The 24,810-nt window shown below is 71.0% G+C and carries 31 protein-coding genes and 1 pseudogene; 21 read left to right on the forward strand and 11 right to left on the reverse strand.

The window, feature by feature from the left end; genetic code table 11:
• Positions 1-8: 8 nt before the first annotated feature.
• Entirely contained in the window at positions 9-890 is an 882-nt protein-coding gene (gene gluQRS, locus H7I41_RS05745; RefSeq protein WP_264011604.1) for a tRNA glutamyl-Q(34) synthetase GluQRS, read from the reverse strand.
• Between the two features lie 42 nt (positions 891-932).
• Between gluQRS and H7I41_RS05750 the strand changes: the two are divergent.
• Positions 933-2,226: pseudogene (locus H7I41_RS05750) on the forward strand (13E12 repeat family protein).
• A 131-nt stretch (positions 2,227-2,357) separates the two neighbouring features.
• Here H7I41_RS05750 and H7I41_RS05755 read toward each other — a convergent pair.
• Entirely contained in the window at positions 2,358-2,990 is a 633-nt protein-coding gene (locus tag H7I41_RS05755) for a class I SAM-dependent methyltransferase (RefSeq protein WP_264011605.1), read from the reverse strand.
• Positions 2,991-3,065: 75 nt separating this feature from the next.
• On the opposite strand from H7I41_RS05755, the gene H7I41_RS05760 reads away from it, so the two are divergent.
• Complete coding sequence (locus H7I41_RS05760; RefSeq protein WP_264011606.1) at positions 3,066-3,959, forward strand: alpha/beta fold hydrolase; 894 nt, start codon at positions 3,066-3,068, stop codon at positions 3,957-3,959.
• On the opposite strand, the gene H7I41_RS05765 is transcribed toward H7I41_RS05760, so the two are convergent.
• The 3 genes from H7I41_RS05765 to H7I41_RS05775 all read right to left on the reverse strand — a co-directional run bounded on the left by H7I41_RS05765 (position 3,951) and on the right by H7I41_RS05775 (position 5,767).
• The gene (locus H7I41_RS05765; RefSeq protein WP_264011607.1) at positions 3,951-4,166 is read right to left on the reverse strand and encodes a hypothetical protein; all 216 of its coding nucleotides are present in this window, start codon (positions 4,164-4,166) and stop codon (positions 3,951-3,953) included. The two genes, H7I41_RS05760 and H7I41_RS05765, sit on opposite strands and share 9 nt — an antisense overlap.
• A 143-nt stretch (positions 4,167-4,309) precedes the next feature.
• Positions 4,310-4,897, reverse strand: a complete 588-nt coding sequence (locus tag H7I41_RS05770) for a TetR/AcrR family transcriptional regulator (protein WP_264011608.1) — start codon at positions 4,895-4,897, stop codon at positions 4,310-4,312.
• 24 nt (positions 4,898-4,921) lie between these two features.
• Positions 4,922-5,767: an alpha/beta fold hydrolase gene (locus H7I41_RS05775; RefSeq protein WP_264011609.1), complete on the reverse strand. Its 846-nt coding sequence runs from the start codon at positions 5,765-5,767 to the stop codon at positions 4,922-4,924.
• Positions 5,768-5,827: 60 nt separating this feature from the next.
• Here H7I41_RS05775 and H7I41_RS05780 point away from each other — a divergent pair, with 60 nt between their 5' ends.
• The 4 genes from H7I41_RS05780 (at position 5,828) to H7I41_RS05795 (ending at position 9,277) form a co-directional block, all read left to right on the forward strand.
• Entirely contained in the window at positions 5,828-6,457 is a 630-nt protein-coding gene (locus H7I41_RS05780) for a TetR/AcrR family transcriptional regulator (RefSeq protein ID WP_264011610.1), read from the forward strand.
• A 75-nt stretch (positions 6,458-6,532) separates the two neighbouring features.
• Positions 6,533-7,546: a vWA domain-containing protein gene (locus H7I41_RS05785; RefSeq protein WP_264011611.1), complete on the forward strand. Its 1,014-nt coding sequence runs from the start codon at positions 6,533-6,535 to the stop codon at positions 7,544-7,546.
• A gap of 28 nt (positions 7,547-7,574) precedes the next feature.
• Positions 7,575-8,528 (forward strand): vWA domain-containing protein, encoded by a 954-nt coding sequence (locus H7I41_RS05790; RefSeq protein ID WP_264011612.1) that lies wholly within the window; start codon positions 7,575-7,577, stop codon positions 8,526-8,528.
• Complete coding sequence (locus H7I41_RS05795; protein ID WP_264011613.1) at positions 8,525-9,277, forward strand: hypothetical protein; 753 nt, start codon at positions 8,525-8,527, stop codon at positions 9,275-9,277. Before H7I41_RS05790 ends, H7I41_RS05795 begins: the two co-directional genes overlap by 4 nt.
• A 6-nt stretch (positions 9,278-9,283) precedes the next feature.
• Here the strand turns inward: H7I41_RS05795 and H7I41_RS05800 are convergent, their stop codons facing one another.
• Entirely contained in the window at positions 9,284-9,652 is a 369-nt protein-coding gene (locus H7I41_RS05800; RefSeq protein WP_264011614.1) for an STAS domain-containing protein, read from the reverse strand.
• A 162-nt stretch (positions 9,653-9,814) separates the two neighbouring features.
• Here H7I41_RS05800 and H7I41_RS05805 point away from each other — a divergent pair, with 162 nt between their 5' ends.
• Genes H7I41_RS05805 through H7I41_RS05825 form a run of 5 tightly spaced genes read left to right on the forward strand, consistent with a single transcriptional unit; the run spans position 9,815 to position 14,347 of the window.
• A complete protein-coding gene (locus H7I41_RS05805) occupies positions 9,815-10,705 on the forward strand; it encodes an STAS domain-containing protein (RefSeq protein WP_264011615.1) in 891 nt (296 codons plus the stop codon).
• Between the two features lie 28 nt (positions 10,706-10,733).
• Entirely contained in the window at positions 10,734-11,108 is a 375-nt protein-coding gene (locus H7I41_RS05810; RefSeq protein ID WP_264011616.1) for an STAS domain-containing protein, read from the forward strand.
• On the forward strand, positions 11,105-11,527 hold the full coding sequence (locus H7I41_RS05815; protein ID WP_264011617.1) for an anti-sigma regulatory factor: 423 nt from the start codon (positions 11,105-11,107) through the stop codon (positions 11,525-11,527). Before H7I41_RS05810 ends, H7I41_RS05815 begins: the two co-directional genes overlap by 4 nt.
• 4 nt (positions 11,528-11,531) lie before the next feature.
• Complete coding sequence (locus H7I41_RS05820; protein ID WP_264011642.1) at positions 11,532-12,158, forward strand: SpoIIE family protein phosphatase; 627 nt, start codon at positions 11,532-11,534, stop codon at positions 12,156-12,158.
• Positions 12,155-14,347 carry a SpoIIE family protein phosphatase gene (locus H7I41_RS05825; RefSeq protein ID WP_264011618.1) on the forward strand — a complete coding sequence of 731 codons (2,193 nt, stop codon included), beginning with the start codon at positions 12,155-12,157 and terminating at the stop codon, positions 14,345-14,347. The genes H7I41_RS05820 and H7I41_RS05825 overlap by 4 nt, the downstream gene beginning before the upstream one ends.
• Positions 14,348-14,369: 22 nt before the next feature.
• On the opposite strand, the gene H7I41_RS05830 is transcribed toward H7I41_RS05825, so the two are convergent.
• Positions 14,370-15,389, reverse strand: a complete 1,020-nt coding sequence (locus H7I41_RS05830; RefSeq protein ID WP_264011619.1) for a cobalamin B12-binding domain-containing protein — start codon at positions 15,387-15,389, stop codon at positions 14,370-14,372.
• A complete protein-coding gene (locus H7I41_RS05835) occupies positions 15,386-16,696 on the reverse strand; it encodes a PP2C family protein-serine/threonine phosphatase (protein ID WP_264011620.1) in 1,311 nt (436 codons plus the stop codon). The genes H7I41_RS05830 and H7I41_RS05835 overlap by 4 nt, the downstream gene beginning before the upstream one ends.
• Before the next feature lie 175 nt (positions 16,697-16,871).
• Here H7I41_RS05835 and H7I41_RS05840 point away from each other — a divergent pair, with 175 nt between their 5' ends.
• The 7 genes from H7I41_RS05840 to H7I41_RS05870 all read left to right on the forward strand — a co-directional run bounded on the left by H7I41_RS05840 (position 16,872) and on the right by H7I41_RS05870 (position 21,251).
• Positions 16,872-17,216, forward strand: coding sequence for an STAS domain-containing protein (locus H7I41_RS05840; protein ID WP_264011621.1), 345 nt, complete (start codon positions 16,872-16,874; stop codon positions 17,214-17,216).
• Between the two features lie 49 nt (positions 17,217-17,265).
• A complete protein-coding gene (locus H7I41_RS05845; RefSeq protein ID WP_264011622.1) occupies positions 17,266-17,724 on the forward strand; it encodes an ATP-binding protein in 459 nt (152 codons plus the stop codon).
• A gap of 85 nt (positions 17,725-17,809) precedes the next feature.
• A complete protein-coding gene (locus H7I41_RS05850) occupies positions 17,810-18,211 on the forward strand; it encodes an STAS domain-containing protein (protein WP_264011623.1) in 402 nt (133 codons plus the stop codon).
• An 83-nt stretch (positions 18,212-18,294) separates the two neighbouring features.
• Entirely contained in the window at positions 18,295-19,491 is a 1,197-nt protein-coding gene (locus H7I41_RS05855) for a cytochrome P450 (RefSeq protein WP_264011624.1), read from the forward strand.
• Positions 19,492-19,495: 4 nt separating this feature from the next.
• On the forward strand, positions 19,496-19,921 hold the full coding sequence (locus H7I41_RS05860) for a nuclear transport factor 2 family protein (RefSeq protein ID WP_264011625.1): 426 nt from the start codon (positions 19,496-19,498) through the stop codon (positions 19,919-19,921).
• 44 nt (positions 19,922-19,965) lie between these two features.
• Positions 19,966-20,373, forward strand: a complete 408-nt coding sequence (locus H7I41_RS05865; protein ID WP_264011626.1) for a VOC family protein — start codon at positions 19,966-19,968, stop codon at positions 20,371-20,373.
• A gap of 2 nt (positions 20,374-20,375) precedes the next feature.
• On the forward strand, positions 20,376-21,251 hold the full coding sequence (locus tag H7I41_RS05870) for a rhomboid family intramembrane serine protease (protein ID WP_264011627.1): 876 nt from the start codon (positions 20,376-20,378) through the stop codon (positions 21,249-21,251).
• Here the strand turns inward: H7I41_RS05870 and H7I41_RS05875 are convergent.
• From H7I41_RS05875 to H7I41_RS05885, 3 genes are read right to left on the reverse strand one after another with little or no spacing between them, the layout of a single operon-like run.
• Positions 21,248-22,204: a TIGR03557 family F420-dependent LLM class oxidoreductase gene (locus H7I41_RS05875; protein WP_264011628.1), complete on the reverse strand. Its 957-nt coding sequence runs from the start codon at positions 22,202-22,204 to the stop codon at positions 21,248-21,250. The genes H7I41_RS05870 and H7I41_RS05875 overlap by 4 nt on opposite strands.
• 55 nt (positions 22,205-22,259) lie before the next feature.
• The gene (locus H7I41_RS05880; protein WP_264011629.1) at positions 22,260-22,520 is read right to left on the reverse strand and encodes a hypothetical protein; all 261 of its coding nucleotides are present in this window, start codon (positions 22,518-22,520) and stop codon (positions 22,260-22,262) included.
• A gap of 37 nt (positions 22,521-22,557) precedes the next feature.
• Positions 22,558-22,782, reverse strand: a complete 225-nt coding sequence (locus H7I41_RS05885; RefSeq protein WP_264011630.1) for a hypothetical protein — start codon at positions 22,780-22,782, stop codon at positions 22,558-22,560.
• Positions 22,783-22,963: 181 nt separating this feature from the next.
• Here H7I41_RS05885 and H7I41_RS05890 point away from each other — a divergent pair, with 181 nt between their 5' ends.
• From H7I41_RS05890 to H7I41_RS05900, 3 genes are all read left to right on the forward strand, one after another.
• The gene (locus H7I41_RS05890) at positions 22,964-23,872 is read left to right on the forward strand and encodes an oxygenase MpaB family protein (protein WP_264011631.1); all 909 of its coding nucleotides are present in this window, start codon (positions 22,964-22,966) and stop codon (positions 23,870-23,872) included.
• A gap of 2 nt (positions 23,873-23,874) precedes the next feature.
• The gene (locus H7I41_RS05895; RefSeq protein ID WP_264011632.1) at positions 23,875-24,126 is read left to right on the forward strand and encodes a hypothetical protein; all 252 of its coding nucleotides are present in this window, start codon (positions 23,875-23,877) and stop codon (positions 24,124-24,126) included.
• Between the two features lie 33 nt (positions 24,127-24,159).
• A partial coding sequence (locus tag H7I41_RS05900; RefSeq protein ID WP_264011633.1) for a hypothetical protein occupies positions 24,160-24,810 on the forward strand: 651 nt, incomplete at its 3' end.

The raw sequence follows: 24,810 nt of genomic DNA on the forward strand, positions 1-24,810 counted from the left end.
CGGAATCGCTACCCGGGCAGATAGATCCACGGTTCGCGGGGAAGCGCCGCCGGGTCGAACCGGCTCGCCAGCTCGGCCAGTGTGGCTGCCGGCCGGCCGAGTGACTCCGCGATCTGCGCGACGGCCCGTCCGACACCGATCTCGGTGAGGGTGACCGCGCCGTCGCGTTTGGCCAGCCGGACGCCGTCGGCGTTGAGCACGAGCGGCACGTGGGCGTAGGTCGGTTCGGGGTGACCGAGCAGTCGGGCCAGGTATGCCTGTCGGGGCGAGGACGCCAGCAGGTCGTCACCGCGGACGATCTGGTCGACGCCCTGGGCGGCGTCGTCCACCACCACCGCGAGGTTGTAGGCGGGTACGCCGTCGCCGCGCCGGACCACGAAGTCGTCGACGACGCCGGTGTATTCGCCGTGCAGCAGGTCGGTGACCGTGTAGGTGTGCACGTCGGTGCGCAGCCGCAGCGCAGGCGGCCGGTCGGTTTCGGCGCGACGGCGACCGCGTTGCGCGGCGGTCAAATCCCGGCAGGTGCCCGGGTAGGCACCTTCCGGCGCGTGAGGCGCCCGCGGTGCCTGCGCGATATCCCTTCGGCTGCAATAGCATTCGTAGATCCGGCCGGCGCCGGCCAGCTGGTCGACGACGGCGTCGTAGCGCTCGCGGTGCTGTGACTGCCACTCCGCGGGGCCGTCCCAGGTGAGCCCGATGGCGGCGAGGTCGTCGAGTTGGCGCTGCGCCACATCGGTGCGGGTGCGGTCGTCGAGGTCCTCTACCCGCATCAGGAAGCGTCTTCCGGTGGAGCGGGCGAACAGCCACGCGAGCACCGCGGTGCGCAGGTTGCCGATGTGCAGATCGGCCGACGGGCTCGGCGCGAACCGGCCCGCGGGGGTGCGGGTCACGACCGCAATCTAGCCGGAACCGCCGTGTCGGTGGGTGTCGGTATGATCGAACACATGTTCGATGTGCTGGAAGCCGGGTTCCGGGACCGGTTGCGGGAGCTGGAGTCGCAGAAGGCTGCCGCGGCCGCCGAGCAGGCCCGGGTCGCCGCCGCGTGGGATGCTGTGCGCCGCGCGCGGGAAGCCGCCGAGGGTGTGGCGGCGTCCAAGCGGGGTCGGGGTTTGGCCACCGAGATCGCGCTGGCGCGGCGGGCATCGCCGAATCAGGGTGGGCGGCATCTGGGGTTGGCCCGGGCGNGGCGGCGTCCAAGCGGGGTCGGGGTTTGGCCACCGAGATCGCGCTGGCGCGGCGGGCATCGCCGAATCAGGGTGGGCGGCATCTGGGGTTGGCCCGGGCGTTGGTCCATGAGATGCCGTGCACGTTGGCGGCGTTGGAGTGTGGGGTGCTCACCGAGTGGCGGGCGACGATCATCGTGCGGGAGTCGGCGTGCCTGTCGGTGGAAGACCGGCGCAGGTTGGATGCCGAATTGTGCGGTGAGATGGCCCGCCTCGAAGGGTGGGGAGACGGTCGGATCGAGGCCGAGGCGAAGAAGATCGCCTACCGGCTGGACGCGCAGGCGGTGGTCGACCGCGCCGCGAAGGCGCCCAGTGAGCGGACCGTGACGATCCGGCCCGCCCCCGATTGCATGGTGTACGTGACCGCGCTGCTGCCCGTCGCCCAAGGGGTGGGGGTGTACGCCGCGCTCAAGCGTGCGGCCGACACCACCGGTGACGGGCGTTCGCGCGGGCAGGTGATGGCCGACACCCTCTTCGAGCGGGTCACCGGCCAACAGGCCGCCGATCCGACACCGGTGAGCGTTGATCTGGTGACCCCGGATCGGGTGCTGCTGGGCGGGGACGGCGAGCCGGCGCACCTGCAGGGCTACGGGCCGATCCCGGCGGCCATCGCGCGGCGAATGGTGGCCGATGCTCCGGTGCCGGGGCGGCGGCGCTGCGGCGGCTCTACGCGCGGCCGTCCTCGGGGGCGTTGGTGGCGATGGAGTCGCGGTCGCGGTGTTTCCCGAAAGGGTTGGCGAGGTTCATCGATCTGCGTGATCAGCGGTGTCGTACCCCGTATTGCGATGCGCCGATCCGCCACCACGACCACGCCCACCCGCACCACAAGGGCGGGCCCACCAGTGCGGTCAACGGTCTGGGNGAGTGCGCGCGNTGCAATTACGACAAGGAAGCCCCGGGCTGGCAGGTCGCCACCAGCGAGGTCGACGGCGTCCACACCGCGCAGTTCGTCACCCCCAGCGGGGGCCGCTACCGCTCGACCGCACCACCCCGGGAAAACTGAACATCCTGGTCAAGCGACCCCACCAGCGGATCACCTGCGGCCCGGCGTTACTCAAGAACCGGCTACACCCAGACCCGGAACGATATCGGCCACGTCGAACGTGACCGCCCGGAGTCCAAGCGTGTGCCGGATTACCGGCCGCCGACGGTGATCATGTCGGACACCAGCTGGGTCCAGCCTGGACGGCGGACGCGGTGCTGGTCGACGAGGGTGAAACCGGCGTCGGTGAACAGTGTGCGCATCTGCGCGGGCGACGGGTTGTGCGCGGGACTGCGGCGACCGAGGGTCAGCCGGTCGAAGGGTGCAGGCAGATTCGGGTTGATCGTCGTGACGGCGACCAGACCACCGGGCGTGAGCACGCGATGGAACTCGCGGAGCGCCGCCGGCTGATCGAAGAAGTGGAACGCCGATGTGGTGACCACCGCATCGAGCGCACCGTCGTCGAACGGCAGCCGCTCGGCCGGCCCCTTGCGCCAGTCGACCTTCGCCGACCGGGCGTGCGCCTGCTCGAGCATGCCGTCGGACATGTCGACGCCGTAGACCTCGTCGGGCCCGAGCTCGCGCTGGATGCGGTCGGCCAGGATGCCGGTGCCACAGGCGATGTCGGCGACCCGCCGGGCTCCGTGGGTGCGCAGCCGGTCGATCACCTCGTTCTGTGCCGGCCGGTACACCAGGCGTTGCAGCAGCTGCTGGTCATAGAGGGGCGCGGCCACACTCCAGAATCGCGTGATCGCGTCGTTCAGCCCCCTGCGCGGCTCCGTCACCACCTGTATCGCCTCCGATTCGCCTCGACGATCCACAGTACCGAGGCGGCCTGTGGGCGCCGGTAGGGTCACGGAGTGCCCGCACTGACGACGCTTCTGCGCGTCCCGTCCGGACCCGTCGAGATCGCCGTGCACGCCACCGGGGAACCGGACGGCCGCAGGCCGGTCGCGGTGCTGCTGCACGGCACCGGATACGTGGCACAGGTATGGGCCGACGTGGTGCCGCATCTCGCGCGAACCCACACCGTGCTGTCGATCGACCGTCGCGGCCATGGGATGAGCGGTCAAGCCGCAGGCGGATACGAATTCTCCGACTTCGCCGACGATCTGTGCGCGGTCGTCGACGCCCTCGGCATCCAGGACGCGCTCGGTGTCGGGCACAGCGCGGGCGCGACGGACCTGCTGCTCGCCGCGGCACGCCGGCCCGGTGCGTTCTCCCGGCTGTTCACCGTCGAACCGACGGCGATGGTGCCGCGCGAAGGCGTCCTGGAGCAGGAACTCGGCAAGCTGCCCCGCGCGGTGGTGGTGAAGGTGCAGCGGCGGCGCAACGCGTTTCCCAGCCGGCAGGAAGCACTCGGCCATCTCAGCCGCACAGCGGGATTCGCGGGCTGGCAAGATGGCGGACTGCGGGCGTTCGGTGACTTCGGACTGGTCGAACGCGACGGCGCCGTGTATCTGCGATGTCACCCGGAGTCCGAGGCGGCGATGCTGCGGCCGATCTTCCACGTGATGGAGCAGTCCTACACCCGCTCCGAGGTCTTCGCGCCGCTGCGCGAGCTGCGCATGCCGGTGTGCGTCGCCTCCTGCGCGAACTCCGAGCCCGTCTACGCCCCGATGGTGGCGGCGGCCCGGGAACTCATCCCGGCCGCCCGCCACCTCACCTTCCCGACGGGTCACTGTGTGGCCCAGCAGGATCCGGACCTCTTCGCGTCCGCTGTGCTCGACTTCGCGGCCACTAGATCAACGTGAGCAGTCCGCCTTCAGGGTGACCCTGCGTGAGTCGGCCACCGCGAAGGGGTTCTTCCCGTCCTCGTCACGCAGGACGAATCCGGCCTGCCCCCGAGGGTTCCGGTCGGTGCCGGCGCAATCGTCGGTCGCCGCCGCCGCCGCCGGTGCGAGGATCGTGGCGCAAGCCGCCGCGGCGATACCGGCGGAGATCAACAGGTGGGTCCTCATGGTCGTGCCTTCCATTCGTTGTGACTGTTCAGAAGGCTCTACGGGGCACGACGCGAAAAGGTTCACCGCATCGGCTCGACTTCTCGCGTTGATTTTGCGGTGAGGGTGCAGAAGTGCGAGTGACGGGCGCCCTCAATGCAAAGTCAACGCAATGGAGGCGCGGGCAACGGCTGCGCGCCCTGGGCGCTGAACGCGTCGAACATCAGGCTCAGATAGCGGCGGCGCACCGCCTTCGGCTGGTTCATCGCCACCGATGCGGTGGTGACCATCGCGACGAAGTTGACCACGTCGTCGGCGGTCAGGTCCGGCCGCAGCAGGCCGGACTCCTTGGCGTGCGCGATCATCGCCTCGAACTGCTCGCGGTCACGGGTGAACAGGTCGACGGTCAACTCCGCCAGGTCGCCCATCGAGGCCAGCAGTGACCGCTGCTCGAACATCGCGTCCTCGAGGCGGGCCAGCGCGTCGATGAACGCCTCGCGCGGCGCGTTGTCGCCCAGCGCGGTGATGGTCGGCCGGATGTCGTTGACGACGATGTCCTCGTACACCGCGGCGGCCAGCGCGCGGCGGTTCGGGAAATGCCGGTACAGCGTCGCGTTGCCGACACCCGCGGCCTTCGCCACCTGACTCAGGGTCGCGGAAGTGCCGTCGCGCGCGAAGATCTCGCGTGCGGCGGCGATGATCCTGCTGACGTTCGCGAACGCGTCCGACCGTTGGTGACCTGTGCGCACCACATTCAAATGGTAGCGCGCTCCCAGTTACGCGTCGGTCTTTGCGGTGATCGAGCTGATCGCGTCGGCCACCGCCTGCGGGGTGTCCTGCGCGACGAACGTCCGGGCATCCGGCACCTCGACCCACGTGGCGTCGGGGAACAGCGCGGCGAGGCGCCGTCCGAGGGCAGGGGTGAAGCTGCGGTCGAGCATCCCCCACACCACCGTGACCGGCTTGGTGAACCGGGGCAGCCGCGTCGCCACGTCGGTGAGGTCCGTCTTCGCGACGTTGCGTAGCAGCCTCGCCAGTTCCCGCCGGATGCGCGGATCGTTCTGGCACGGCGCCACCCACGACGCGGTGAGCGCCGGATCGGTCCGGAACAACATCCCGAATCCGATCGGGGAGTGGCGCAGCGCGGTGACCCGCATCAGGTTCATCAGCAGCTTGATCGACAGGTTCCCGCGCAGCGTCGCGAACACCAGGTTGAACGGGAACGGTGGGAACTTGTCGAACGCGTCGCAGTTGGTCAGCACCAGCCTGCCGACGGACTCGGGGTAGGCGTCGACCACCAGCTGGCAGATGCCGCCGCCGGTGTCGTTGCCCACCAGGGTCACGTTCTCCAGTCCGAGCGCGGCGATGGTGTCGCGGACCATCGTGGCCACGCCCATCGGAGACAGGTCGGCGCGCTCGCCGGCCGGCCGGGTGTGCGATCCGAGCGGCCAGTCCGGCAGCACGCAGCGAAAACCCCTGCGGGCCAACTCGTCCGCGACCTCGGACCACAGCCGGTGGTCGACGAGGATGCCGTGCACGAACAGGACCGGGGGATGGGGCGAGTCTTCCGGGCCGACGACGCGGTAGTCGAGGGTGGCGTCCTCGAGGGTCAACTGGGGCATCTCGGATATCCTTCGATAGACATTTACAAACACTCGGTATGAAAGTTACGTGCAGACTGTATGAAAGTCAACGGTTCCCCGGACGGCCGGCCCGTGCGCCGCTCTCAGGCGGAGCGCACCGCCGAGACCCGAGCGCGGCTGATGGCGGCAGGCCGCCGGTTGTTCGCCGACCACGCCTTCGCCGACGTGTCCACCCAGCAGATCGTTGCGGCGGCCGGTGTCACCCGGGGCGCCCTCTACCACCAGTTCTCCGACAAGGCGGCGCTGTTCGAGGCCGTGTACGAGCAGGTCGAGGAGGAACTCGTGGCGAGCATCGCCGAGGCCATCGCCACCGCGGCGCCCGGCGACCAGCTCGAGGCGATGCGGCACGGCGTTCGGCTGTTCCTCGACCACTGTGCCGCCCCCGACGTGCACCGCATCGTGCTCGTCAACGCGCCGGCGGTGCTCGGCTGGGAGCACTGGCGGGAGGTCGGTGCGAAGTACGGCCTCGGGGTGATCGAGGCGATGCTCTCCCAAGCCATCGCCGACGGCGTGCTCCCCGAGCAACCGGTTCGGCCGACGGCGCACGTGCTCCTCGGCGCCCTCGACGAGGCGGCGCTCTACGTGTCGCGCGCGCAGGACCCCGAGGCCGCGCAACGCGACATGTACGAGGTCTGCGACCGCATCATCCGCGGGATCGCCGCCCGTTGACCGCAGCAAACCGCGGCCACGTGTTGAGAGCCGACGCGCCGGGTACCCGGAACGCGCTATGAGCGAACACCGACCATGGAGCTGACCTGGTGGCCGGTCGCGATCGCCGGGTTCGCCCTCCTGGCCGTGGTTGTCGGCCTGGCCGTACTGCTGCCGATGGTGCACGCGCCGCGCCGGCTGCGACCCCTGGCCAACGTCGACCGCCTCACCCGGCTGCCCGAATACGCCAGGGCCGCGCGCGTGCGCCGGGCCTCGGCGCTGGCCACCGTGCTGATGCTGACGGTGCTCTTCGGCGCCGCCGTGATCGCCGGCGCCCGGCCCGTCGACGTGCGCACCGCCGAGGAGAGCCAGCCAGAAGAGGTGATGCTCTGCGTGGGTCAGCCCGCCACCGATCCGGCCACCGCGACGTTCCTGTCCTACTTCGCCGGGCAGGTCACCAGGGGACCCGGCACCGAGCGCATCGGACTGACGTCGTCGAACCGGCGGGTCGTCCCACTGACCCGCGACTACCAGTACGCCGCAAGCCGATTCAACGACTACGCAGGCATCGAGCCGGCGTCGGACGAGGCGGGCTCGTTCGCACCCGCGGTCACCTACATCGACTACGCGCGCACCGTCGAGGACGTACTCGCGCTGTGCCTCACCGGCTTCCCGACGGACGAATCGGCGACCGGATACCGCAGATCACTGATCTATCTGGGGCCGAGCGTGTTTCGCACTGACACTGCCGAGCCCGGACTCTTCGACGCCGACCAGGTGAGCGACCTCGCGGCCGATGCCGGCGTGCAGGTGAACGTCGTCGCGGTGGCCGACCCCACCGAGTCGTCGCGGGACGCCGACGCCGCGCTCGAAGGCCTCACCGAACGCACCGGCGGCCGGTTCTTCCGTCAACTCCCCGGGGGCGTCGGCGGCGGCGCCGACCAGCTGACCAGCCGTCTGGACGCCATCCGCGCCGACCCGCCGCCCGCCGTCCCCGCCGACAGTGGGCTGTTCGCCAGGCTGCCCGGCGAGTCGCCTGCCGTGCCGCTGACCGTGGCGCTGCTGTCGGCCGCCGTGCTGTCGGTGGCCCTGGTGGTGCTTCGCCGATGAGCGCTTGCGCGAAGAGGAGACGGCACCGATGAGCGTCGACCCCGTCCTGCCCGGCCCGATCCTCGCGGTGGTGGCCGCGGCGCTGATCGTCGCCAGGCTGGTCACCCTGCGCCAGGTGTTCGTCGCCACCGGCGCGCAGCGGCGGGCGGCCGCGCTGCGCTGGAGCGGCCTGACCCTGGCGGTGCTCCTGGTGCTCGCGGCGCTGGCCCGGCCCGGCGCGGGAACCGTGGAGTCGGACTCCGCCGCGGCGGCGCCCTTGGGCGTGCCGAACGTCTTCTTCGTGGTGGACCGGTCGGTGGACTCCGGCGTTGCCGACTACGACGGCCGGCCCAGGATCGAGGGCATGCGGACCGACATCGAGACCCTGATCGAGCGGTATCCGCAGGCACGGTTCGCCGTGATCTCGTTCGCGGCCCGCCCGTCGCTGGACTGGCCGCTGTCCGACGACGCATGGAGCCTCGAACCGGTGGCCGCAGCGCTGACGCCCTACCCAGCACCGCCCGATGCGGCGTCGCAGGTCAACGTCGCCGCTGCCGCGAATCCCCTGCGCTACCAACTGATCCAGGCCGGCCAGCAGTATCCGGATTCGCGCAACCTGGTGTTCTACCTCGGCTCCGGCGCGGGTGGCTCGCAGGCGCCGCAGGGCCGCTTCGAGATCGAGGCGGGCATGGTCGACGGCGGTGCGGTGCTCGGCTACGGCACCCCGGCACCCGGCGACGGCGCCCCGCTCGACGAGGCCGCACTGCAGCGAGTGGCCGATCAGCTCGGCGTGCCCTACGCCCGGCGTGACGCGGGACCGCCGCTGGAAAGCGTGCTGCCCGCGCCGTCCTCCGCCGACACCGACGCCGACCAGAACACCCCGCGGACTGAGTGGTACTGGCTGCTCACCCTGCTGGCCGCCGCGCTGGCCCTGGCCGAGATCTACCTGATGGTCCGCGAACTGCGCAGGCACCGGGCGGCCCGACGGGCGGTGACCTCGTGACGCGGCGACGGGGGGCTACCCCGCGGCGACTGAGACTCCGCAGACGGCTGCTGATCTTCTCCGCGCCGGTGGCGGCGCTGGCGCTCATCGTCGCGCTCAAGCTGATCACCATGGTGGCGGCGGGCAGTTCGGCCGTCGACGACTACGCCGAGCGGGACCTCGACGGCCTGTCCTCCGACGTCGCGGTGCTGCAGTTCGGCAACGTCGTCGAGACCGCGAAGGCGCCCTTCGCCGCGGGCACGCTGGCGGTGCTCGACGGCCGCCTCGCCGACGCGGACGCCGAATTCGGCGAGGCCCTGCGCCGCACCGAGCCCGCGCTGTCCTGCCCGGTGCGGGTCAACCTCGAGCTGGTCCGCGAGACCCAGGGCGACCTGGCCGGCTTCGCCAGGGACCCGGTGGCCGCCCGCGAGCGGTACACCAGCGCGCTGGCGATCGTCGAGGGCGCACCGCCGGAGTGCTTCGCCGGCAACACCGACCCCGACGAGGAGCGCCGCGCCATCCGCGACGACGCCGCCGAACGGTTGGCCGCGAAGATCGCGAACGCCGACGCGATGCCGCCACCGCCACCACCGCCGCCGCCTCCGCCCCCTCCGCCACCGCCTCCGCCCCCGTCGGCGGGGTCACCGACAGAGGACGACGAGGAGCAGCGGCCCGACGATCCGCGCAGGCTCGACCCGCGCGGGGGCGATCCGCTGGAGCGGTTGAAACGGGTGCTTCGGGACGCCGCCGGAGCCGTTCCGGCCGGCTGAGCCGGGTCAGACGGTGGCGTCGCCGTCGCGCAGATCGGCCAGCGCGTCGTCGAGCGTGGCGTGCAGCGGGAACACGTCGTCCAGCCGCGTCAGCTGGATCGGCCGGGCGGTGACGGGGCCGGCGGCCACCACCGCGTAGCGGGCCGACGGGCTGACCTTCTCGTGGGTGGCGACCAGGATCTGCAGGCCCACCGACGCCAGGAACGTCACCTCGGACAGGTCGATGATCAGGGCCACGGGACGCTCGTCCACCAGGCCCGCGACCACTTCCTCGAGGGTGGCGGAGGTGGCGAGATCGACCACGCCGCCCACGGCGAGCACCGCGATGCCGTCGACGTGCTGCACCGAGGTGGAGATCGCTTGCGAAGCTGACAACTGCCGTCCTTACGTCGCCATCCGCCGGTGGGCGGACGTTGGAAGCCTAACCGTCTCGGGCAACACGGAAAAAATACTTCACCGGAAACGGGCCCACCACCGGGATAGGCTCGTCAGGTGACTCGCGCGCCGGGTGCGCGCACGCGCAGGCCGGGAGAGCACATGACCGAGATGTCGACCGATTTCATTGCCGCGGGCGCGCCCGGCATTTCCACCGAGGGGCTGTTGCCGCAGCTGGTCAAGCATCTGCGGCAGAACCGCACGGTGCTGCGCGAGGAGTGGGCCCGCCGCATCACCGCGGCCGAGCTGCTCACCGCGATGACGCCCGAGGAGCTGTTCTCCGAGGCGACCGCGGTCTACGACAACTACGTCGAGGTGCTGGAGACCGGCAGCGTGGAGGCCCTGCAGGCCTACGCCCGCGACCTGTCCGAACGCATCATCCCGCGGGGCGTCGAGACCGACGAGGTGCTCGGGATCGTGCTGCTGCTGCGCGATGTGCTGGCCCGGTCGCTGTTCGAGAAGTACCAGACCGACTTCGACCTGCTCAACCGCGTGCTCGACGCCTACGAGCCGGCCGCCAACCGCATCGCCAACACCGTGGGCGTCAGCTTCGTCCAGGAGCGCGAGCGCATCATCCGCCAGCAGCAGGAGGCCATCCGCGAGCTGTCCACCCCGGTGCTGCAGGTGCGCGAGCAGTTGCTGATCCTGCCGATCATCGGTGTGCTGGACAGTCAGCGGGCCCGCCAGGTGACCGAACAGCTGCTGCGTGCGATCCGGGCCAACCGCGCCAAGGTCGTCGTCATCGACATCACCGGCGTCCCGACCATCGACTCCACGGTCGCCAACCACCTGGTGCAGACCGTCGACGCGTCCGGCCTGATGGGCGCCAGCGTGATCATCACCGGGCTGTCCTCGGAGATCGCCCTGACCTTGGTCACCATCGGCCTCGACCTGTCGAAGATGAACGCCGTCGGCGACCTGCAGGGCGGCATCGAGGAGGCAGAACGCCTACTCGGATACGAGGTGAGCCGCACCGGCGAGCAGAACGGCTGAGCGCGCCCACTGCGCCGCAACCACTTCCATGCCGGTACCCATCCTCAAGCAGGGCGCGATCCTCATCGCGACCGTGCAGGCCGCGCTGACCGACTCCGACACCGAGCGGCTGCAGGACGACCTGATGGAGCGGGTAAGCCGGTTCCGCGCGCAGGGCATCATCGTCGACGTGACCGCCATCGACGTGATGGATTCCTATGCGGCCCGGTCCCTTCGGACGATCGCGCACATGACCCGGCTGCGCGGCGCCGACACCGTGATCGTCGGATTGCAGCCCGAGGTGGCGTTCGCGATGGTGCAGCTGGGGCTGGTGTTCGACGGCATGCACACCGCACTCGACCTGGAGGAGGGGCTGGCTCTGCTGCACCGCCGGGCGCCGGGCGACGAACGGCCGCGACCGTGACCCCGCCGCGGTCGGCGGACTTCGTCGTCGACGTCAACGACTCCGACGACATCGTCACCGCGCGCCAGGCCGGCCACGAACTCGCACGCCGGCTGGGCTTCTCGCTGACCGACGTGACGATGGTGGCCACCGCGATCTCGGAGATCGCCCGCAACATCACCAGCTACGCCGGTCGCGGCGAGGTGCGGGTGGGTGTGCAGTACCGCGACGGGCGCAGGGCGCTGGTGGTGCGCGCCGAGGACGACGGCCCCGGCATCGCCGACATCGACCGCGCACTCGAGGACGGCTACTCGACCGGCCGCGGCCTTGGTCTCGGCCTGCCCGGCGCCCGGCGGCTGATGGACCGGCTGATCATCGAATCGACACCGGGGCAGGGCACCGTCGTCGAGATGTGGAAGTGGACGCCCGACGATGGCTGAGACGATGGCCCAGCACGGCCGGCTCGGCCCGATGGAGTGGGCGGCGGCGGCGCGGCCGGTGCCCGGCCAGGTGGTGTGCGGTGACCGGTCGGTGGCGGTCGGGGTCGGCGCGAACGCCGCGCTGTTCGGCGTCATCGACGGCCTCGGCCACGGCGAACCCGCGGCGGCCGCGGCCCGGTGTGCCGAGCAGGTGCTCCGGCACGCCGACGACCGGCCGCTCGACGACCTCATGACGCAGTGTCACCGCGAGATGACCGACACCCGCGGCGCCGCGATCACGCTGGCGCGGGTCGACTTCGACGCGGGCATCCTGCAGTGGGTGGGCGTCGGGAACGTGTCGGCGGACCTGGTCGCCCGCGCACCCAGCGGCATCGACACCCGCTCGTCGGCCCGGCTGCTCGGCGGCATCGTCGGGTACCGGCTGCCGGAAATCGCCGCGCCGGAGGGCCTACCGGTGCGGCCCGGCCACCTGCTCGTGATGGCCAGCGACGGCTTGGACGAGAACCGTTTGCAGGCACTCGATTTCGCCGCACCGGCCGACACGCTCGCCGAGCAGATCCTGCAACGGCACAGCAGGGCCGGCGACGACGCGCTGGTGCTGGTGGCCCGCCACCGCGGGACGGCGCCGTGACCGCCGAGTTCCGCGCCGCCTACACCGACGCGCTGCGCGCCTACCTCGCCGGCCGCGACGAGGCCGGTCTGGAGGTCGGCCACGAACTCGGCAGGCGCGCGCTGGCCGAGCGGATCAGCACACTGGACATCGTCGAGAATCACTTCCTCCTGCTCGGTTCGGGCGACGATGAATCCGAATCCGCTGCGGCGCTTCAATTCCTGCTGCAGACACTGGCCGCCCTCGACGTGGCGACCCGCGGATTCCTCGACGGCACACAGCGTTACGAACAGCAGCGCGCCCGCGCCGACGGCCTCGCCGACCGCGACCAGTTCCGCACGGCACTGGTCAACGCACTGCAGGAGGGCTTCTTCGTTGCCGATGGCGACGGCACGGTGGTGGAGATCAACGACGCGTTCACCGAGATCACCGGCTACGACGCGGCTGGCCTGCCCTACCGGTGGCCACACCCCTGGCTGGTCGATCACGGGCTCGCCGACCGCCAGCTCAACCAGCTGATCGAGACCGGGGACCTGCAGGCCGAGACCGAGATCCGCCGCCGCGACGGCGCGCCCGGATGGGCGGCGGTGAGCATCAACGCCGTGCCCGCCGCGGGGTCTGCACGGGCGGTCTACGTCGGCACCATCCGCGACGTCACCGTGCTGCGGGCCGCCGCGGAGCGGGAACGGCTGCTCGCCCGGCTGGCCACCGCGATCGGGCTGGCCAAGAGCATGGCCGAGGTGCTGGCGATCACGCTCGAGGAATGCCGGGCGGCGATCGACCTGCAGCGGGTGCTCACGGTGACCTGGCGCAGCGGCGACGAGCCCGCGGTCCGGGCGGCCGGTGAGCCGGCGGGCGCGCAGTGGTCCGACCTCGATCCGGACCTGCAGACCACCTTGGGCCAGGCCCGGCAGTGGCCGCCGCTCACCATCGAGCCGGTGTTGTCACCCGACGGCTCTGACGCCGCCTGCGGGATCGTCGCCATGCTGCCCGGCGCCGGTGACACCGCGGTGGTGCTCGAGCACCAGCGGCCCCGGCAGATCAGCGTCGACGACCGGCTGCTGCTGACCGCGCTGGTCGGCCATCTCGGCCTGGCGATCCAGCACGTCCGCCAGTTCGAGACGGCGCGCGAGGCGTCGCTGACGCTGCAGCGGGCGATGCTGCCCACCAGCAGTCCGCCCGCCGGATTCGCGGTGCGCTACGAACCGGCCGTGGCGCCGCTGGAGATCGGCGGCGACTGGTACGACGTGCTGCCGATCGGCGAGCGCACCATCGGCATCGTCGTCGGCGACTGCGTCGGGCGCGGGCTGCCCGCCGCCGCCGTGATGGGCCAGCTGCGAAGTTCGGCGCGCGCGCTGCTGCTGACCGGCGCCGAGCCCGCGGTGCTGCTCGAAGAGCTCGACTCGGCGGCCGCGCTGATCCCGCACGCCTACTGCGCGACGGTGTTCCTCGCAGTCCTCGACATCAGGACCGGAGAACTGCGCTACAGCAACGCCGGCCACGTGCCCGCGGTGCTCGCCACACCGGCGTCGCCGCCCAGCGTGCTCTCCGACGCAGCGACGGTGCCGCTCGCGGTGCGGCGCACCGGGCCACGTCCGCAGGGCACCCGCACCCTGCCGCCGGGTTCGGCGCTGCTGCTCTACACCGACGGGCTGGTGGAACGGCGGGACGCGCCGATCGACGACGGCATCGACCGCGTCACCCGGGTACTGGCCGCCGAACTGTCCTCGCACGCCGACACCATCGCCGACGCGGTGCTGCGCGAGTTGGCGCCGCCCGCGGGCTACGACGACGACGTCGCCGTCCTGGTCTACCGGCGGCCGCCCGCGCCACTGCACCTCGAGATCGCCGCCACCCCCGCCAATCTCGGCCGCGTCCGCACCGAGCTGACGGCGTGGCTGACCGAGGTCGGCGCGGGGCAGGAACTCACCACCGACGTCGTGCTCGCCGTCAACGAGGCGTGCACCAACAGCGTCGAACACGGGTACCGCGATGTCGCCGCCGGGGTGATGATCGTCGACGCCGCGGTGTGGGGCGACGAGATCGTGGTGCGGGTCCTCGATTTCGGCACCTGGAAGACGCCCGACGAGAAGCCGCGGACCCGCGGCCGGGGGCTGCCGATGATGCGGGCGGTCAGCGCACGGGTCGACCTGGGCCCGTCGGCGTCCGGAACCACGGTCGAGATGGTGTTCCGGCTCGCACCGGGGTGACCGCGGAAAATCAGGTGCCTGCCTAGAGATCGGGCCAGTCCCCGGTGAAGTGTTCGGCGACCAGCCGGCCCGCCAGCGGGTAGTCGCGCAGCGCCGACGTCATCAGCGTCCCGAGTTCGGTGATCGCGGTGGCGTCGGCACCCCGGGTGCGCAGCAGTTCGGCGATCCACGCGGAGGTCTCGGCGACCGGGCGCGGATCGGCGGTCAGCAGGGCGGCCGCCACCGCGTGCAGCGCCTGGTGCAGGGCGTCGCCTGCGACCTCGAGCACCCGGCTGTCGACGCCCACCTCGCGGGTCGGTGACCAGCGGTCGCGCAGCATCGCAACCAGCCGCCGGTGGTCGAGATCGAGTGCAGACTGCTCGGCGACGGCGTCGGCGGGCAACGGGGTCGCCGGCGGCACCACCGCGGGCAGGCCGGCCAGCACCGCCACCGCGCCGTGGGCGTCGGGCGCCCACGCCGTCGCCCCGAGCGCGGTGGCCCGGACGTCGTCATAGCCGAACGCAGGTCCGCCGACCACGACGGGAACCCCCGCGCCGGTGCCCGCCTCCATGAACCGCCGCGTCGTCGGCAGCGAAGCCAGCACCGAGCAGCTCACCGCGATCGCGTCGGGCCCGAGGTCCTGCAGGTGCTGGCTGAGCCGCAACGGCGTCGTGGCCGCGCCGAGCAGCGTGCTGTCCCAGCCGTTGGCGCGCAGCGCGCAGGCGATGATCATCGCGGGCAGCGCGTGCCACTCCCGCTCCGCGCACGCCACCAGGACGCGGCCGCGCGTGACCGGCACCTGCCGGACGTGCCCGGCCACCGCCGTCGTCGCCGCGACGGCGATCGCGGTGGCGGCGTGCTCCTCGGCGACCGTCCACTCGCCGCGCTGCCAGCGGGACCCGACGGTGCGCTGCGCGGTGGCGACCACGTCGGTGAGCACCGCCACCGGATCGGCGCCGTTGGCCAGCAGGCGTGTCACCAACGTCGTCGCGGCCACGGCGTCGTTGGCCGACAGGGCGTCCTCGTAACCGTTCAGTGCGTCCGTCAGGACGGCGGTGTTCACCTCCCGCACGTCACCGCGAGCAGCGCGATGTCGTCGTGCGGGCCGCCGTCGACGAATTCGATGACGTCCTGCTCGATGGCCTCACACACCACATCGGGTGCGGCCCCGGCGTATGCGGGCAGCAGGGCGGTCAGCCGGTCGACGCCGTAGAAGCCGTCGGCGCCGCGGGCCTCGTCGACCCCGTCGGTGAACATCAGCAGGGTGTCGCCGCGCTCCAGGCGCAGCGTCGCGGTGCGGTACTTCGCCTGCGGCGCCAGCCTGATCGCGGTGCCGAAGATCTCCACCTGCTCGACGACGCCACCGGCGCGCAGCACGATCGGGGCCGGGTGGCCCGCCACCGCGATCTCGACGTCGGCCCCGCCGTCGGCGGATGTCCTGACGCGCGCGCACGCCACGGTGACGAACTGGTCGGAGCCCGGATCCCACAGCACGTGGTTCAGGGCGCCGAGCACCACGGCGGGCCGCGGGTCGAAATACGCTGCAGTGCGCAGACTCTGGCGGGTCTGACCGGTCAGCGCGGCGGCCTCGACGCCCTTGCCGCAGACGTCGCCGAGCGCGAGCAGCCAGTCGCCGTCGGCCCCGAACACGTCGTAGAAGTCCCCGCCGATCTCGAGATGCTCGGCCGAGGGCCGGTACCGCGCCGCCAGCCGCATGTCACCCACCTCGGGCAGTGCGGGCGGCCGCAGGCTGCGCTGGAGAATCGACGCCACCCGCCCCCGCTCCTCGTAGAGCCGGGCCGAGTCCAGTGCGACCGCCGCGCGGGAGGCGACCCGCTCGGCGAACGCCACCTCCTCGCCGTCGAATCCGCGGCCCTGCCCGCGGGTCATCATCAGCACGCCGACCGTCGCCCCGCGGGCGGTCAACCCGAGCAACAGCACGTCGGCCGGTCGCAGGGCGTCCACCTGCTCGCGCAGCCGGGGATGCCGGATGATGCCGAACATCCCGTGCTCGGCGGAGCCGGTCGCGTCCGTCCCGATCCCGAAGTGCAGGAGCTCGCGGTGGCCGGTGCGCAGCACCCGGTCCGTGGCGAGGCCGTCGATCACCGACCGGGGCACCACCTCGGTGAACGCGACGTCGTCGCCGCCGTGCACCTCGAGTCCGCCGGTGCGGTTGTCGGGCATCACCAGTGCGGCCCAGTCGGCGATAGCGGGGCGGATGAGGCTGAGCACCCGCAGCACCGTCCTGCGGTAGTTGAGCGAACCGGCGAGATCGACCTCGATGGAGTCCATCAGCCCGCGACGCTGCGCCGCAGCGGCCAACTCCGCCTGGATCGCCGACGGCTGCTGCGCCATCCGGTTACTCGCCATCGCCTTTCACCGTAGCCGCACTCGCCCGCCTGATCACCTCACGAGCGGGTCGGTCGGATACGCTGTGATCCGTCGCCCGATCCCCGCGGGTCCGGTGGCGACGATTCCCGGGTTCAGCCTGAAGCCTCCTGTGAAGTTGTGTGCGTCGTTCGACGGCGCCGAGACGAGGTGGGCTGTGACGGCTGAAGACCATCGCGAGCAATGGCTCGGCAGCGTCGTCGTCGTGCGCGCGTCCGGCGCGATCGACATGCTGACGGCACCGGCGCTGACCGAGAAGGTGCGGGCGGTCGTCGCGCAGGCGCCCACCGCGGTGATCATCGACCTGACCGACGTCGAGTTCCTCGCCTCCGCCGGGATGCAGGTACTGGTCAACACCCACAACGAGGTCACGCCCGCGGTCCGGTTCGCCGTCGTCGCCGACGGTCCGGCGACCAGCAGACCACTCAAGATCACCGGCCTCACCGATCTGATCACGCTGTTCTCGACACTGGACGATGCCCTGGATCACATCGCATCGTGACCTGCCGCGGGGAGTGACTCCGTGGGGAAGCGGGTAGCCAACGAAGATCATGGCTTTCGCACACTCGCTGACCGACACCGCCGACGCCGCCTTCGTCCGGACCGCCGCAGCCGAAGCCGGTGCGGTGAGCAGCCTGAGGGAGGAATTCTCCCGCTGGCTGCGCAACGGTTTCAGGCTCGACGCGGTCCGCTACAGCGACATCGTGCTCGCGGTGAACGAGGCCATGGCCAACGCCGCCGAGTTCGCATACCGGGACGGCGGGCGGGACCGGACGTTCTGCCTGCAGGCCCGTCGTGAGGGACCGGGCGTCCTGGCCGTCACCGTCGCCGACCGCGGGACGTGGCGGGAGGCCGCACCTGCCTCGAAGGCTTCCGCGCGGGGCCGCGGCATCCCATTGATGCGGGCACTCGCCGACCGGTTCGCCATCGACCCGTCGCCACAGGGCACTCGCGTGTATCTGGGATTCGACGGATGCGCGGCTACCTTGCGCCCGGTCGCGTCGGCCTGACGGAAATTTTTTTCACCTGAGGTTTGGTTGCCCATTGCAGTGGGAACGAAACGCCCACCGGGCCCCCTGCTGATGGAGTCACGCCGTGACGATCGCATACCTGCACGGTCAGGCACCCGCGTGCTGGCCGTCGATCGCATCGCGGGTCGCGGCTGTCGGCAGTACTCGCGGGCGCGGGGCGTCGCAGCGCACCACCGTGAGGGTGTGCGGCGAGGTGGACGCCGCCAACGCCAAGGATTTCGCGGTCGCGGTGTATGAGGCGATACCTGCGGCCGCCCGTTCCGTCACGCTGGACCTCACCGACCTGGACTTCATCGCGGTGGACGGCATCGCCGCCCTGCACGCCATCAACGCCCACCTGACCCGCAGTGACGTGACGTGGCACGTACTGCCCAGCCGCGCGGTGAGCCGCGTCCTCGACCTGTGCGACCCGGTGGGTCTGATCCCGCGGTCGATGCCCGAACGGGCCCGCGGCGCGACAGCCTGAACCGTTGACCGCCCTGCCTGCGGGCTGCTAGTCATACACGGACGCATTGTTGAGCGATCGCTCAGTGCACGCAGGGAGCCACGATGACCACCGCCGCCGCGGTCTACTACGACCCCTACTCCATCGACATCGTCAACGATCCCTACCCGACCTACGCGCGGCTGCGCGAAGAGGCGCCGCTCTACTACAACGAGCGCTACGACTTCTGGGCCGTCTCCCGGCACGCCGACGTCGAGGACGCGCTGTCGAACTGGCAGACGTTCTCGAACTCCCGCAGCGACATCCTCGAACTCGTCCAGTCCGACTTCGACATGCCCGAGGGCGTGATGATGTTCGAGGACCCGCCCGTGCACAGCATGCTGCGCGGCCTGATGTCGCGGGTGTTCACGCCGCGCCGGATGGCCGAGATCGAGGACCAGATCCGCCGGTTCTGCATCGGCTGCCTCGACCCGCACGTCGGCACCGACGGCTTCGACATCATCGCCGAGCTCGCCGCCATGATGCCGATGCGGGTGATCGGCATGCTGCTGGGAATCCCCGAGTCCGAACAGGTCTCGGTGCGCGACGCCAACGACGCCAACCTGCGCACCCAGCGCGGCGCGCCGATGAAGGTGGTCGCCGCCGACAGGATCGCCGACGGCCGCATCTACGCCGACTACGTCGAGTGGCGCTCGCACAACCCCTCCGACGACCTGATGACGGCGCTGCTCAACGTGGAGTTCACCGACGCCGACGGCGTCACCCGCAAGCTGACCCGCAAGGAGGTGCTGCACTACACGCAGGTGGTCGCCGGTGCGGGCAACGAGACCACCGGCAGGCTGATCGGCTGGCTGGCGAAGGTGCTCGCCGAGAACCCAGACCAGCGCCGCCGGGTCGCCGAGGACCGCTCGCTGCTCAACCGCGCGATCGACGAGACGCTGCGGTTCGAGCCGACCGGCCCGCACGTCGCGCGCTACCTGGCCCGCGACCACGAGCTGTACGGCACCACGGTGCCCGCGGGCAGCGCCATCCTGCTGCTGTTCGGCGCCGCCAACCGCGACCCGCGCCGCTACCGCGACCCCGACACGTTCGACATCGGCCGCGACAACATCAGCCACCTGACCTTCGGCAAGGGCGTGCACTACTGCCTCGGCGCGAATCTCGCCCGTCTGGAAGGCCGGATCGCGCTCGACGAGCTGCTCAACCGGTGGCCTGAGTGGGGCATCGACTACGACAGCATGGAGCTCGCGCCGACATCCACGGTCCGGGGCTGGGAGCGGTTGCGGATCGTGGTGTCCTAGACCGATGACGACGACTCCCGAGGACTTCCTCGCCCTCACCAACGCCAAGGGCCGCTACTGCTACACCCTGGACACCCGCGACTGGGCGGGGTTCGGCGACCTGATGACCGACGACATGGAACTCGACGTCAGCGACGGCGGCACCGGCGTGCCCGTCATCACCGGCCGCGACGCCGCCGTCGACATGATCCGGTCCTCGCTGACCAACGCCCGCTCCGCCCACCAGGTGCACACACCGCTCATCGAGGTCGACGGCGACGAGGCCACCGTCGTGTGGGCCATGCAGGACCGGGTGGTGTGGGAGAACGGTCCCGCGCTCACCGGTTACGGGCACTACCACGAGCGCTGGGTCCGCCAGGACGGCGCGTGGAGGATCAAGGCGCTGCGACTGACCCGGCTGATCATGGAGTTCACCACCCCCGGGTCCTGACGTCCGCGCGCGCAGCTCGCCCGCCGACCGGGACAATGGCGTAGGTGAAGTTCGATCTGCTCACCCCCGGCATCGAAGTCGGCCTGGTGACCACGAATCCCGACCCCATGGTGGCGTTCTACGAAGGCTTCCTCGAACTGGAGTTCCAGGGGGAGCTCGAGTTCCCCGGCGGCAGTCAGCGGCGCTACACGCTGGGCAACGGCGTGCTCAAGCTGGTGACGTACAGCCCGCCGCCGCCGCAACCCGCGGCGCCGGGCGGCGGGCGGGCCCAGGCCGGCGTCCGGTACGTCACGATCGGGGTGCAGAACCTGCGCGCCGTCGCCGAGGAGTTCGCCGCGTCGCCCTACGACATCGTCGAACCGCTGACCGAGTTCGCGCCGGTGCCGGGGATGGGCTGGATGTTCGTCGCCGACCCCGACGGCAACTGGATCGAACTGTTCGGGACGCTGTAACCATGGCCTACCCGTATCCGCAGCAGTCGCCGGCCGAGACGCCGACCTGTTACCGCCATCCCGACCGGCAGACCTACGTGCGATGCAACCGCTGCGGGCGGTACATCTGCGGTGAGTGCATGCGCTCCGCGGCGGTGGGCCATCAGTGCGTCGAGTGCGTGAACGCGGGCGCCAGGACGGTGCGGCCGGTGCGCACCCCGTTCGGCGGCCGCGCCGGCGCCACCAAGCCGATGGTCACCTACGTGCTCATCGCGGTCAACGTGCTGGCGTTCGTGCTGCAGACCGCCATGCCCGAACTCGAGCGCGAGCTCGTGCTGTGGGCGCCGGGAGTCGCGTCCGGCGAGTGGTGGCGGCTGGGGACCTCGGCGTTCCTGCACTACGGCATCACCCACCTGCTGTTCAACATGCTGGCGCTGTACTTCGTGGGACCCCAGCTGGAAGCGGCGCTGGGCCGGCTGCGCTTCGGCGCGCTCTACGGGTTGAGCGCACTGGGCGGCTCGGTGCTCGTCTACCTGCTCTCGCCGCTCAACACCGGCACCGCGGGCGCATCCGGCGCGGTGTTCGGCCTGTTCGGCGCGACGTTCGTGGTGGCGAAGCGGCTCAACATGGACATCCGCGGGATCGCGGCGATCATCGTGCTGAACCTCGTGTTCACCTTCGTCTACCCGCTGATCAGTTCGCAGGGCATCAGCTGGCAGGGCCACATCGGCGGGCTGGTCACCGGTGCGGCGGTGGCCGCGGCGTACGCCTACGCCCCCCGCGAGCGGCGCGACCTGATCCAGGCCGGTGTGACGGCAGCGGTCCTGGTGGTGCTGGCGGCGCTGGTCTGGTGGCGCACCGGCGAACTGCTCGACCTGTTCGGCGGCCCGTTGCGCTAGGACCGCAGCTGCGGCAGCACGTCGCGCTGCCAGGACTCGAAGAAGCCGTCGAGGTCCGGTCCGATCTGCTGGACGAAGACCTCGTCGACCCCGGCGTCGAGGTACTCGCGCACCTGTGCGGCGTGCTTGTCGGGATCCGGGCCGCATGTCACCGACTCGGCGACCTTCTCCCGCGGCACCAGAGCGCCGGCGTCGGCGAAGTCGCCGGGGCGCGGGAGTGTCTGGGCGAGCTGGCCGGGCAGGCTCTCGTTCGGCCACAGCCGGTGCGCGGCGTCGAGGCCCTTCTCCGCGTCGCGGTCCCAGCTGACCTTGGTGCCCGCCTGCACCGGCTTGTCGCCGCCACCGGAGTCGCGGAACGTCTTGATGAGCTCGGCGTCCGCCATCGTGGTGGCGAAGCCGTCGCCGATGCGGCCGGCCAGCTCGGCGGCCTGCGGGCCGAAGCCCGAGACGTAGATGGGCACCGGCTGCTCGGGCAGCGTGTAGATGCGGGCCTCCTGCACCTCGTAGTGCAGGCCGTGGTGGCTGATCTCCTTGCCGCCGTGCAGCAGCCGGATCACGTCGACGGCCTCCTCGAGCATCTCCAGCCGCACCCCGACCGACGGCCAGTGGTCGCCGAGCACGTGCTCGTTGAGCGCCTCCCCGCTGCCGACCCCCAGCACGAACCGGCCGTCCAGCTGGACGGCGGCGGTGGCGGCGGCCTGCGCGATGATCGCGGGATGGATGCGCATGGTCGGGCAGGTGACGCCGGTCGCGACGGGCAGCGACGTCACCTGTGACAGCGCACCTATGACTCCCCACACGAACGGGCTCTGGCCCTGTTCGTCGTTCCACGGGTGGAAGTGGTCCGAGATCCACAGGGACTCGAAGCCCGCGGCCTCCGCACGCCTGGCCTGGTCCACCAGTTCGGCAGGGGTGTACTGCTCACACGAGAGGAAGTATCCGATCTTCGCCATGGCGCGGGGGGTACCCCCCGCGGCCGCGGCTACGCCTGATCCCGCGCTGTGTGCGCTACCCGTTGTGCTGCGTCGGGCTCTGCGGGGACTCCCACTTGCTCTCCAGCGAGCGGGCGACCACCGTGCCCGCCGGATACTCCTGCTGGAAGGTCTCGCCGTCGGTGTCCTGGAACGTGACGGTGAAGACGGTCCCCTGCGGCGTCTCGTCGGCGCTCTTGAACACCACCTGGTACGGCCGTGAACCGGACCCGCGGTCGACGTCGACGACGTCGCCCTCGGCCACGTCGTCGATCGGATCGTTGGCAACGTTGGACATGGCCCCGACGGTAGCCGACGGCTCGGGGCATGCACGCTCAGGTCATACAGACATTGGAGAACAGCAGCACCGGCCAGGACGCGATCGAGCCCAGGAACGAGATCGCCAGGTCGGCGCCCTCCATGCCGCGCAGGTGCTCGGTGTGGGTGCTCGACCAGATGACGCCGACGATCAGGTACGGCGTGCCGAGCAGCAGTGCGATGCCGATCAACTCGGCGATGCTGAGCTTGTAGGCCAGCAGCTGACGAAGCTTGGTCTCCATCGGTGTCCCCTCCATCCACTCCACCGGAATGTTAACGGGCGTTCGTGACTGACGGGGCGGATCACGCCGATGAGAACCGCTGTTGTCAGTCGAATACCGCGCCGGTGCGACGTCGATGTGTACGGCTGTTTTCGCGAGAATGTGTTCCCGTGCGCGCCGCCGGTGTGGCACGCTGACGGACATGGCAGTGCCGGGGGAGAGCCAGCCGACAGTCGAGGACCGCGTGTTGACCAGCAGTGACACCCGCATCACGATCAGGCGCCGCACCGCGCGCTGGTCCGACGAAGCCGTCACCGTGGCCGACGCGATGGATTTCTGGTCGTTCGCGGCGGGCGCGGCCAACGTGATCATGCAACTCTCCTCGCCGGGGGTCGGCTACGGCGTGGTGGAGAGCAAGGTGGACTCCGGCAACCTGCTCAAGCATCCGTGGAAGCGGGCCAGGACGACGTTCCAGTACCTCGCGGTCGCGATCCTCGGCACGGAGGCCGACCGGGCGGCGATGCGGGAGGCCGTCAACGGCGCCCACCGCCACGTCAAGTCGGAGCCGGGAAGTGCGGTGCGCTACAACGCCTTCGACCGCGACCTTCAGATGTGGGTCGCCGCATGCCTTTTCGTCGGGCTCGAGGACACCTACCAGCTGCTGCGCGGTGAGATGACCCCCGAGCAGTCGGAGCAGTTCTACCGCTCGGCGTGGACGCTCGGCACCACCCTTCAGGTCACCGAGGACCAATGGCCGGCCAGCCGAGCCGGTTTCGACGAGTACTGGAACACCGCCTGCGCACGCGTGGCCGTCGACGACACGGTGCGCGCGTACCTCGAGGACCTGATCGACCTGCAGATGATCCGGGCGCCGCTGCGGGTGACGTCACGGCGCCTGCTGAGATTCCTCACCATCGGCTTCCTCGCCCCCGTGTTCCGCGACGCTATGGGGGTGCGGTGGAGTGACGCCGAGCAGCGATGGTTCGAAAGGCTTTTCCGGACAGTCGCTCTCGTCAACCGGTTTCTTCCGCCGTTCATCCGGCAGGGCGGCAGTCTGGTGCTGCTCGCCGACGTCCGCCGCCGCATCCGCCGCCACCGCCCGCTGATCTGACCATGGACACGCTGCGCCGCCTGCTCGCCCGCGAGTTGACCGTCGCAGGATGGCTCGAGCTGGGCATGTGGCTCGCGATCCCGTATCTCGCGATCGGCATCGGGTTCACCTTCTTCCAGCCGGAGTTCGCCCGGCTCGCCGAGCTGCGACTGCAGGCCACGCTGCCTGCGGGCGCCAATCTGGTGGCCTTCGGCGAGTCGGTGCTCTACTGGCCGGTGCTGCTGCTCGCGCCCGAGGTGTGCGCGGCGGTCTAGCATTCGCCACGCCCGGCGCGGGATCATGGCCCGATGGCCGACAGTGCGACCGATCAGGCGATCGACGAGCTGTACCGGGCGGCGCCCGAGGAGTTCACCGCGCTGCGGACAGAGCTGGCCAAGAAGGCCAAACAGGGCGGTGACGCCGAAGGGGCCAAGGCGATCTCGGCGTCACGCAAGCCGACCACCTCGGCGTGGGTGGTCAACCGGCTGATCCACGACGACCCCGAGATCAGGTCGAGGCTCACCGATCTGGGGGAGCGGCTGCGCAGCGCGCACTCCACGATGGACGGTGAGCGCATAAGGCAGTTCTCCGGCGAGCAGCGCCGTCTCGTCGTGGAGCTGACCCGCACGGCGTTCCGGGTCGCGGGCATCGCCAACCCGTCGGCGGCGCTGCGCGATGACGTCACCGACACCCTGCAGGCGGCCGTCGCGGATCCCGACGTCACCGCCCGGCTGGGCCGGCTGGCCAAGGCCGAACAGTGGTCGGGGTTCGGCGAGTTCGGAGAGATCTCGCAGGTCTCCACGACGGCGCGCGGCAGCAGGGCCACGCCGAAGGCCACCCCCGCGCCTGCGCCTGCACCCGACGGCAGCGCCGACCGGGACGGCGCCGACCGGGAGAAGGCCGAACGGGACAAGGCCGAGCGGGAGCGGCGCGAGCGGGCGAGGGCCGTGCTCGCGGCC

It is taken from the genome of [Mycobacterium] manitobense (genome assembly GCF_025821665.1).
Lineage (GTDB): Bacteria > Actinomycetota > Actinomycetes > Mycobacteriales > Mycobacteriaceae > Mycobacterium > Mycobacterium arseniciresistens.

Excerpts from the sequence above, each read along its gene's own strand:
- H7I41_RS05790 (WP_264011612.1), top strand. The coding sequence starts at position 7,575 with ATGAGCGTCGACCCCGTCCTGCCCGGCCCGATCCTCGCGGTGGTGGCC.
- H7I41_RS05855 (WP_264011624.1), top strand. The coding sequence starts at position 18,295 with ATGACCACCGCCGCCGCGGTCTACTACGACCCCTACTCCATCGACATC.
- H7I41_RS05805 (WP_264011615.1), top strand. The coding sequence starts at position 9,815 with ATGACCGAGATGTCGACCGATTTCATTGCCGCGGGCGCGCCCGGCATT.
- H7I41_RS05785 (WP_264011611.1), top strand. The coding sequence starts at position 6,533 with ATGGAGCTGACCTGGTGGCCGGTCGCGATCGCCGGGTTCGCCCTCCTG.
- H7I41_RS05775 (WP_264011609.1), bottom strand. The coding sequence starts at position 5,767 with ATGCCCCAGTTGACCCTCGAGGACGCCACCCTCGACTACCGCGTCGTC.
- H7I41_RS05875 (WP_264011628.1), bottom strand. The coding sequence starts at position 22,204 with ATGGCGAAGATCGGATACTTCCTCTCGTGTGAGCAGTACACCCCTGCC.
- H7I41_RS05820 (WP_264011642.1), top strand. The coding sequence starts at position 11,532 with ATGGCCCAGCACGGCCGGCTCGGCCCGATGGAGTGGGCGGCGGCGGCG.
- H7I41_RS05810 (WP_264011616.1), top strand. The coding sequence starts at position 10,734 with ATGCCGGTACCCATCCTCAAGCAGGGCGCGATCCTCATCGCGACCGTG.
- H7I41_RS05860 (WP_264011625.1), top strand. The coding sequence starts at position 19,496 with ATGACGACGACTCCCGAGGACTTCCTCGCCCTCACCAACGCCAAGGGC.
- H7I41_RS05895 (WP_264011632.1), top strand. The coding sequence starts at position 23,875 with ATGGACACGCTGCGCCGCCTGCTCGCCCGCGAGTTGACCGTCGCAGGA.
- H7I41_RS05765 (WP_264011607.1), bottom strand. The coding sequence starts at position 4,166 with ATGAGGACCCACCTGTTGATCTCCGCCGGTATCGCCGCGGCGGCTTGC.
- H7I41_RS05835 (WP_264011620.1), bottom strand. The coding sequence starts at position 16,696 with ATGGCGAGTAACCGGATGGCGCAGCAGCCGTCGGCGATCCAGGCGGAG.
- H7I41_RS05780 (WP_264011610.1), top strand. The coding sequence starts at position 5,828 with ATGAAAGTCAACGGTTCCCCGGACGGCCGGCCCGTGCGCCGCTCTCAG.
- H7I41_RS05885 (WP_264011630.1), bottom strand. The coding sequence starts at position 22,782 with ATGGAGACCAAGCTTCGTCAGCTGCTGGCCTACAAGCTCAGCATCGCC.
- H7I41_RS05870 (WP_264011627.1), top strand. The coding sequence starts at position 20,376 with ATGGCCTACCCGTATCCGCAGCAGTCGCCGGCCGAGACGCCGACCTGT.
- H7I41_RS05890 (WP_264011631.1), top strand. The coding sequence starts at position 22,964 with ATGGCAGTGCCGGGGGAGAGCCAGCCGACAGTCGAGGACCGCGTGTTG.
- H7I41_RS05880 (WP_264011629.1), bottom strand. The coding sequence starts at position 22,520 with ATGTCCAACGTTGCCAACGATCCGATCGACGACGTGGCCGAGGGCGAC.
- H7I41_RS05845 (WP_264011622.1), top strand. The coding sequence starts at position 17,266 with ATGGCTTTCGCACACTCGCTGACCGACACCGCCGACGCCGCCTTCGTC.